This is a genomic window from Alkalibaculum bacchi, assembly GCF_937875145.1.
Lineage (GTDB): Bacteria > Bacillota > Clostridia > Eubacteriales > Alkalibacteraceae > Alkalibaculum > Alkalibaculum bacchi_A.
In genome coordinates, this window is record NZ_CALNCS010000264.1 from 1 (window position 1) to 8,144 (window position 8,144).

General features: G+C 39.2%; 7 protein-coding genes and 1 pseudogene. All 8 read left to right on the forward strand.

What is annotated here, in order from left to right:
- Positions 1 to 28: 28 nt before the first annotated feature.
- Positions 29 to 286, forward strand: a pseudogene (locus Q7P22_RS15080) (BppU family phage baseplate upper protein); the annotation flags it as partial.
- 24 nt (positions 287 to 310) lie between these two features.
- A complete protein-coding gene (locus Q7P22_RS14845; protein ID WP_303865161.1) occupies positions 311 to 2,017 on the forward strand; it encodes a hypothetical protein in 1,707 nt (568 codons plus the stop codon).
- A 7-nt stretch (positions 2,018 to 2,024) separates the two neighbouring features.
- Positions 2,025 to 2,810 carry a hypothetical protein gene (locus Q7P22_RS14850; protein ID WP_303865163.1) on the forward strand — a complete coding sequence of 262 codons (786 nt, stop codon included), beginning with the start codon at positions 2,025 to 2,027 and terminating at the stop codon, positions 2,808 to 2,810.
- A gap of 142 nt (positions 2,811 to 2,952) precedes the next feature.
- Entirely contained in the window at positions 2,953 to 3,333 is a 381-nt protein-coding gene (locus Q7P22_RS14855; RefSeq protein WP_303865165.1) for a hypothetical protein, read from the forward strand.
- A 242-nt stretch (positions 3,334 to 3,575) separates the two neighbouring features.
- Positions 3,576 to 4,715 (forward strand): RNA-directed DNA polymerase, encoded by a 1,140-nt coding sequence (locus tag Q7P22_RS14860; protein WP_303865167.1) that lies wholly within the window; start codon positions 3,576 to 3,578, stop codon positions 4,713 to 4,715.
- Between the two features lie 632 nt (positions 4,716 to 5,347).
- Positions 5,348 to 6,184, forward strand: coding sequence for a hypothetical protein (locus Q7P22_RS14865; protein ID WP_303865169.1), 837 nt, complete (start codon positions 5,348 to 5,350; stop codon positions 6,182 to 6,184).
- Positions 6,185 to 6,197: 13 nt separating this feature from the next.
- Positions 6,198 to 6,395, forward strand: coding sequence for an XkdX family protein (locus tag Q7P22_RS14870; RefSeq protein ID WP_303865171.1), 198 nt, complete (start codon positions 6,198 to 6,200; stop codon positions 6,393 to 6,395).
- Between the two features lie 709 nt (positions 6,396 to 7,104).
- Positions 7,105 to 7,968 carry a hypothetical protein gene (locus Q7P22_RS14875; RefSeq protein WP_303865173.1) on the forward strand — a complete coding sequence of 288 codons (864 nt, stop codon included), beginning with the start codon at positions 7,105 to 7,107 and terminating at the stop codon, positions 7,966 to 7,968.
- Positions 7,969 to 8,144: the final 176 nt, after the last annotated feature.

Consider the following 8,144-nt stretch of genomic DNA (forward strand, 5'->3'; position numbering starts at 1 on the left):
GTGCAATTACGGCTTTTGCCTTTGTATTCTGTGTGACCTCAGGAAGGGCTATAAAAATGACGGCAAGATGGTTTCTGATGATAACATTCAAAATATATCTGCCAAGGCTGGCACATTTACTTATTTGTTTAATCAGGCAGTTTATCAGACAAGTGGGACAGCATGGTTTGACATAACAGATAATACTAGAAAACTGATTGCAACAACAGTAAACTTTAGCATTACAATTACAGATCAGCTAGACCTGCCTATAGATAACAACAGCTACTGGTCAGCTGCCCAGTCGCTTCTTACCCACATTAGTGCAAATATGTCAAAGTGGCAGAATGACATAGACCAATCAGAGTTAAATACAACAAGCAAGCTAAATGATCTAATTAAGCAATTCCAAGACTCATTGGCTCAGTATTCTGCTTTAATGAACACTTATGATGATAAGTTTACTTCCTTGCAGGGCTCTTGGCAGAATCAGATAGACAGCCTAAGTGAAAATACAGCGAAACAAGCAGCAACAGACTTCAAAACTCAAAGAGATGCTTTGGAAGATGAGTTTACAGCCTTTGAAATTCAGCTTAAGAAAGATCTGTCTAATAAGCTACTGGACTTAAATGATGTCCTCACTAGCCTATCTGAAACTACTGTTCCACAAGTTAATGATAGTATAAAGGCAGTAGCTGAGGAAGTAACAGATCTAACTAACCAGCTAAATGCTTTTGACTTCTCAAAGTATGCTACTCATAAAGACTTGGCAGCCTTGTCAGTACAGATAGACAGCATGTACACTAATAGTAAAATAGATAATATGCTGAGTGCAGTAGGCAAGGTAAAGACAGTAAATGGGCAGAAGCCAGATGGCTCAGGCGATGTGCTAGTAGCTGCAGGTAAGGTAAAGACCGTAAATGGGGAGTCTCCAGATAATAACGGTAACATTAGTATAGGTACAGGCAAGGTGCAGTCCGTTAATGGCAATATGCCAAACCAAGATGGGGATGTGCAAGTCCCTTCCTATGCACCTAACCTATTACTGGGAACCCAAAGCAAGCCTAAAACTGTTGACATGGGTTCATGGTCGGCTAATGCAGATGTTTACTCAATAGACCCAAGTATAGATTTGTCAGGGCAGACAGTGACAGTAAGTCTTAAGCTTGCTAAGTCTACCAATGACACAGCAGTTACCTTCGGGTATACAGATTCAACAGGCGCAGTGCAATATGCAAATGGCACTACTGTTCCTGCTGGAACAACTGGCTATTCTACTGTAACTCAGGTACTTCCAGCCAATGTCAAAAATATAGGTATAAGACCTTCATGGACTACTAGCACTGTAACAGGAACCTGTACTTATAGTGAAGCCAAATTGGCTGTATGGAAGTCCGCAGACTTGCCACCTGACATGGCTTGGGTACCTAATGAAGCAGACAAAGCTGATACAGCTGATGTCAACAGTAAGACTTCGGGTACAATCGTTACTGCTTACGATATTGCAAGCAAGAGCCTAACCAGATTAACAGATAGCTACACAAACAAATGGCTAGTTGACCAAAGCGCACTCGGTCAGTTTGCTGATCAAATTAATCAGCTAAAAGGTCGCCAAACGGTTGACGCTCCCGATTTTAATACATTAACCGATACAGGTGTTTACCTCATAAGTAATCCTTGGAACGGTAAAAATTTTCCAGATCATTATCAGGGTGTGCTAGCTGTATTCAATGGCAACAGTCAAAGAATCACTCAGATTTATGCTGGCGATGATGGCGTAAGTGTATTTATGAGAATATATGGGGTGCTTAATGGCGTAAATAGTTGGGGCAGCTGGAACCAGATAGCATGGACTAGCGACATCACTAGCTTGCAAAACGTTGTCAATGGCAAAGCAAATTCAACCGACATCACTAACTTGCAGAATCAGGTCACGGCACTACAACAAAATAGTCATAAGATTGTGCCGATTACACAGGCTGACTACGATAATCTAAGTACTAAAGATCCAAACACGATCTATGCGATTGGAGGCTAAACTAGATATGAGCTTAATTATTAATGGGACTGAGTGCGATACGTTGATTATTGGCAATAGCGTCTACAGATATATTGGGGAGTACGCTAAAGTTGCCACAGCGAATGCTAACACACACAACGCAACATACCGAGGGCAGAGCTTGGGGTCGTTTAATGAAACTTTTGCAAATGATATTGATAACGGCACATTCAACAATATGTGGGTGGGCGACTACTTTATAGTTAACAATCATACCTATAAGATTGCTGGCTTCAATTACAAATGTGGCCATGAAGAAAATACTGGACTTGCTAACCATTTGATCATGATTACTGATGTTTTAGGAACGCATGATATGAACTCAACCGATACAACAGAAGGTGGCTTCGCTGGCTCAAGCATGTTTAAAGATGAAATTCCAGTTGTAGAGAAACAGCTTGCCACTGACTTCGGTGAACACTTGCTGAAGTTCAAATCGTACCTATCTACCAGCATTGACAGTTCAGGCGCTCCTAATGGTGGGCAGTGGTATGAGCTGACGGCTAACCTATGTAACAGTGCAATGTGGTGGGGCAGTCCCTCTCAATACAGTAACAACCAAAATGGCACTAAGTACAATATCGGTGATGAAGACACCCAGCTACCTATTATGAAATTACATACTGCCGAACAGAGCAGTGGCAGTAACTATGTATGGCTGCGGGACATATATAACTCCAGCAGCTTTGCTTATGCAAGCCTCGGTGGTTCTGCGTACTGGTACTACGCGAGCGGCTTTTACGGTGTTCGGGCTTTCTTCCTCATCGGGTAATCGGCTAATCCAGCGACCCTTTAGGGGCGCTTTTCAATTGGAAGAAAACTATGTATATTAATATTTTCCAACCATAGAAAGGACAAACATGTCAGTACCCCAAAGCCATAGGAAGAAGTCAAGGTTTGAAGTCTTTCACAATATGGCAATGCTCCAAAAAGAATTAGTTCTGGACTTGATGACTGATTTTGGCATCACTAGAATGACAAACCTCGGTGAAGCACAGTTTTTAGATATTAAATTTGAACGGATAGTTAACTTATGTGGTGACATAGTTGGTGACACTAATCGGGCTAACGCAATTTACGTCACCAACAAACTAGAGTATGAACGCAGACGATTATATCAAGATCAAGCGATTGCCAACTGCAAAGTCTTAAAGCAAGAACTACAGTCGATTGTTGATGTAATTACCGGCTTGAATATCAACAAGTACAAAAGACCGGTGTTGATGATTGACAAAGAGATTAATCTTATAAAAGCTTGGCGAAAATCCGACATCAAATTTAAAAAGAAATTATAAAATCCAATGGGTATTTTCTGTAACTCCAGCAACTTTGCTAATGCAAACAACGATGGTTCTGCGAACTGGAACAACGCGAGCAACTCTAACGATGTTCGGGATTCACCTTATGATGAGAATGGTTAAAACCAGAAAAATATGAGGAAGAAGGAGAAAATATCCATCTATCTATAGAAAGGTAGTAAAAAGTATGGCAGACGTGACCGGTTACGATCGTTGTTACTACTAGCTGCTTGTTTAAAATGAATAATAGTATTTCAGATATGAATAATTTGCACAAAGCCTATCTTAAAAGCAAGAAAGGCTCAGTGTGGAAGACACAGGTGCAGATGTATGAGCAAGACTACTTAAGTAAGCTTGCCCAAACTAGTGACGAGCTTGAGAGCCACACTTATGTGCCAAAAGAGGGTGCTACTTTTGAAACGTTTGAGCGTGGCAAAAGACGTGTGATACGGAGCAACCCATTCAAAGATAGAGTGGTTAGGCGTTGCTTGTGTGATAAAGCACTAGTGCCACAGCTAAAGCCTTATCTAATCCATGACAATGGTGCTTCTCAAGCCGGTAAGGGAATTTCTTTTACTAGAAAACGGTTCGAGCAGCACTTGCATGAGTATTATCGAAAATATGGCACCAACGAGGGTTATATTCTGCTGATGGATTATAGCAAGTACTATGACAACATACGCCATGATAAGCTAAAAGAGGCAGTTCGTAAGCATATTCACGACCCAGAAGTTTTATGGCTGTTAGATTTAATTTTGAAGAACTTTGAGATTGATGTTTCGTATCTTGACGATGAAAGATATAAACGCTGCCTTGAAATGAAGTTCAATAATGAGAAGCAGTACAAGCTAAGCCCAAAATTACTAACTGGTCAAAAATTTATGGCAAAGTCACTTGCTATAGGTGACCAAGTATCACAGATTTGTAGTGTGTACTTCCCAACACCAATTGACAACTATATAAAAATTGTGAGAAGTGTTAGATGGTATGGTAGATACATGGACGATTCCTACATAATCAGCAATGATTTGGATTTCTTACATGAAATGTTAGATGAAATTACTAAAATTGCTAGCGAACTAGGAATTTTCATTAATCACAAGAAAACACATATCATGAAGCTAGAAAATGATTTTACATGGTTAAAGTTGAGATACCGATTGACTGAATCTGGTCATCTGGTTAAGCGGATAAACCCCAAAACCATAACTAGAGAACGCAGGAAACTCAAAAAATATCGAAAGATGGTAAATCGTGGCGTTGTCCCGCTGACTGATGTGCAAAACTCTTTTAAGTCTTGGTATTGTAATTATCAAAAGATTATGCCATATCGAACAAAGCAAAATATGTTAAAAATTTACCATGATTTGTTTGCTTAATGTAATCGTTCGTGGTGAACGAATCTAGTAAATTTATGAAATTTAAATTTCACAGCCCACCAAGGGCTTTTTATTATGATAGAAGATAAAAATAGTAGTCCACCTTTTTAGGTGAACTTTTTAATGTAAAAATTAATTTATGAAAATAGCCTGGAAATCCCTGGATTTTAATCTGGGGATGGGTAGGGTTGGTTTGTAGTATAAATATGTTATACTATTCTTGTAATTCAAGTAAATAATTATATGTGTCGAAAACCAAGATAAATAATTATTAAATTTATTAATTACAAGAATACTTATTGAAATTTAGTATCTTGCATAAAGGAGGTACAAAGCTAAATGGTCAGGGACTGGCCATGGTAACAAGCTGAGTTCTGTGGGTTAGGTATTTGACTAGTTCAATATAACATCCTAAACACTACTCAGTGTTCCCAGAAATCCAGCACTTTAGTGCCAGTGTAGTTCATGACTGACATAAGAATTCAATCCAAAACTTAACTAATAGAATCCCTGCTTTGGAGCTAGTAAAGAAGTAGAGAGGAATAATAAATAATGACAGATGTAAGAATTCAAGATTTTGGTGAAAATCCAAATGCAGATACTAGTAATGATTTCCAGAAAGGTAATTAAAAATGGCAGATACTCAAGAACAAGCAACACAATCAGCACAATCAGCACAATCAGCACAAGCTACGCAAGCAACAAATGAGCAGGTACAATCAGCACAAACAACACAAGCTACGCAAGCAACTCAACCAACACAAACAAGCCAAACAAATCAAACTGCTACTGGTCAACCAGCTCAAGCTACACAAGCAGCCCAAGCAACAGAGGCATCACAAGCAGCCCAAGCAACAGAACCAGCTAGCTTTGTGCCGGCTTGGCAAGTTAAATCTGACAAGCTAAAAGAAGCTGTACAACAAGGGTATGGTGTGCAAGTTGTCTATAAGTCAACTAATGAAGAGTCATGTGAGCCAACTCTGGTTACTGAAGAACAGGCAAGTGATAATTATCCATTTGTTGTTGAAGAACCAGTTGGCTTCATTGCACCTAAGTTTCTATGGAACGGAACTACCCGTGGTTGGATTGAAACTGCAAGCATCCAACAAGGCAAGGTTTTAGCTGAAGCACAAAATAACATTGCAGAACTTCAACAGCAAGTCACTGATTTTGGCAAGACAGCGGGGCAAGTTGATACTGCCAACAAGCAGATTCAAGCAGACGAAACAGAATTTACAAAGGCAATTACTGCACTCAAACAAAACAGTCAAGAAACCAGTTCTGCAATTCAAACCCAACTTGGCCAACTCATTACAATAGTTTCAAGTCTGGCAGCAGCAAATAAGTCAGAAGCACAAACTACAGCACAAAGCACTGCATCTCAGCCAGCAGAAGCACAAGCAACTGCTACTACTGCTTCATCGGCTGAAAGTACTCAATCAACTACAGCGCAAACCACTAATGCCTAAAGGAGGTTAAAAAATGTTTGATCTTAATAAATTTTTGCCAATACTTTTTGGCTTGTATGAAGATATGTATCGTGCAGGCGTATATGATGACGACAATTTGAAATATTTTGTCCAAATCGGGACACTAAGTCAAGCGGGTTATCAAACTATCACGGGCAAAAAGTACGACGTGGAAGTGAGCAACAATGATGCTTCAGAAGTGAAAAAATAAGTATCCAAGTCATTTTATAATTGCATTTGTACATATCTGTACTGACCTTGGTTTGTAAAATACTCATAACTATTCCTTTTGACCTTCTTTGTAGGCTAGTTTTTGAAGTGGGTAATTCATCATGTCCTTAAAAGAACGTGTTTCGTTGCCCACTTTTTGTATATGAAGTACACATGGACTAAATGAATGTGGTATAATTATCATGGGATTTGGGGAGCCAACCACAAAATGTTCTTGGCAAGGTCGAGTCTAAACTTGTACAACTAGGCTCGCTAAGTCAAGAGAGATTCGATGCTACTAGAGCAAAAAAAGGCGCTCCAGTAGCTCCAACAACTCTTGCTTAAATGATGGTGGGCTAAGAGAGGTGACTAACTGTCAACAAAACTATAGAAATATGTAGACTATTATAGAAATATTTGCTATAATATTCACCAGAAAGTTAAACATGGAAGTGAATATTATGGCAATTTTTAAACCTAAAGATGTCGCTAATCTTTTAGCTTTAGCAAAATAAAAAAGATAAATGATAAAGGGGCTGGCTAGGTCCTTAGGCTGTAAGAGCTAGTCAATGTGGTTACTCCTATATGGAATACCAGAATACTAGTGAGGACGACAGTAAATAAAACAAAGAAAGGAAATATATCTTTCTGATATGTAGAAAAATTATACTCTTCTACATATTTCCATGTTTTATATAGCAGAATAAATAATGACAGACGTAAGAATCCAAGATTTTAATGAAAATTCAAAGCCAGATACTAATAATGATTTTGTGATGACCTTTAATGACAACTCAGAATCAAAAACACGATTAAAAGATGCTTTTTATAGCATGGTGCCAGATGGCGCACAAACTCACAACAACATTTTTAGAGGTCAAAACTTAGGTGCGCTTGATGCTACGCACATCGCCAACATTCAAAATGGCACATTTCGAGGTATGTTTATTGGAGACTACTTTAGTATCAACGGTTCAAACTATGTAATCGCAGGTATTAACTACAAGATCAGTCACGGAGACAACGGTTCTTTAGGCAATCACTTAGTATTAATGCCAAGTGATTGGTCAAAAACACCAACCCAAACACTTGCACCAGACGGTAGCACTACTCACTACATGAACGACACTGATACTACTGCAGGCGGTTTCGCAGGCTCAAAACTCTATAAAACCTATTTGCCACAAATTCAAACAAAATTGGAAACAGACTTTGGCTCTAATCTAATGAGTTTTAGAACTATTGTATCTACAGACGTTGATGACAGTGGTGCACCAGATCAGGCTGAATGGCGTGATGCTAAAGTTGGTATCCCTAATGAAGTAATGATTTATGGCACAACTTTAAACGGTAATAACAAGAATGGCTCTTGGTACAACATCGGTGATGAAACTAGTCAATTACCACTTATGCGCCTTAATGATGCTGAACGCAATTTCAATAGACAAGATGTTTGGCTTAGAGACGTCCATTCTGCTTCGGAGTTTGCTTATGCGAGCGCCCGTGGCGATGGCGGCTGGAGTAGCGCTTTCGGCCCTTGGGATGGCGTTCGGGCTTTCTTCCTAATCGGATAATCAGGTAATCCAGCGACCCTTTAGGGGCGCTTAGCCGATGGAAAGCAGTCGCAAAAATGAATTATTGCAAGGTATATCCACCATAGCTATACAAAAGAAGATTTATACAAAGATTTATTTGAGCGCTGAAAGGCACTCTTTTTTTTTGTATATGAAGTACACATGAACTAATGGAT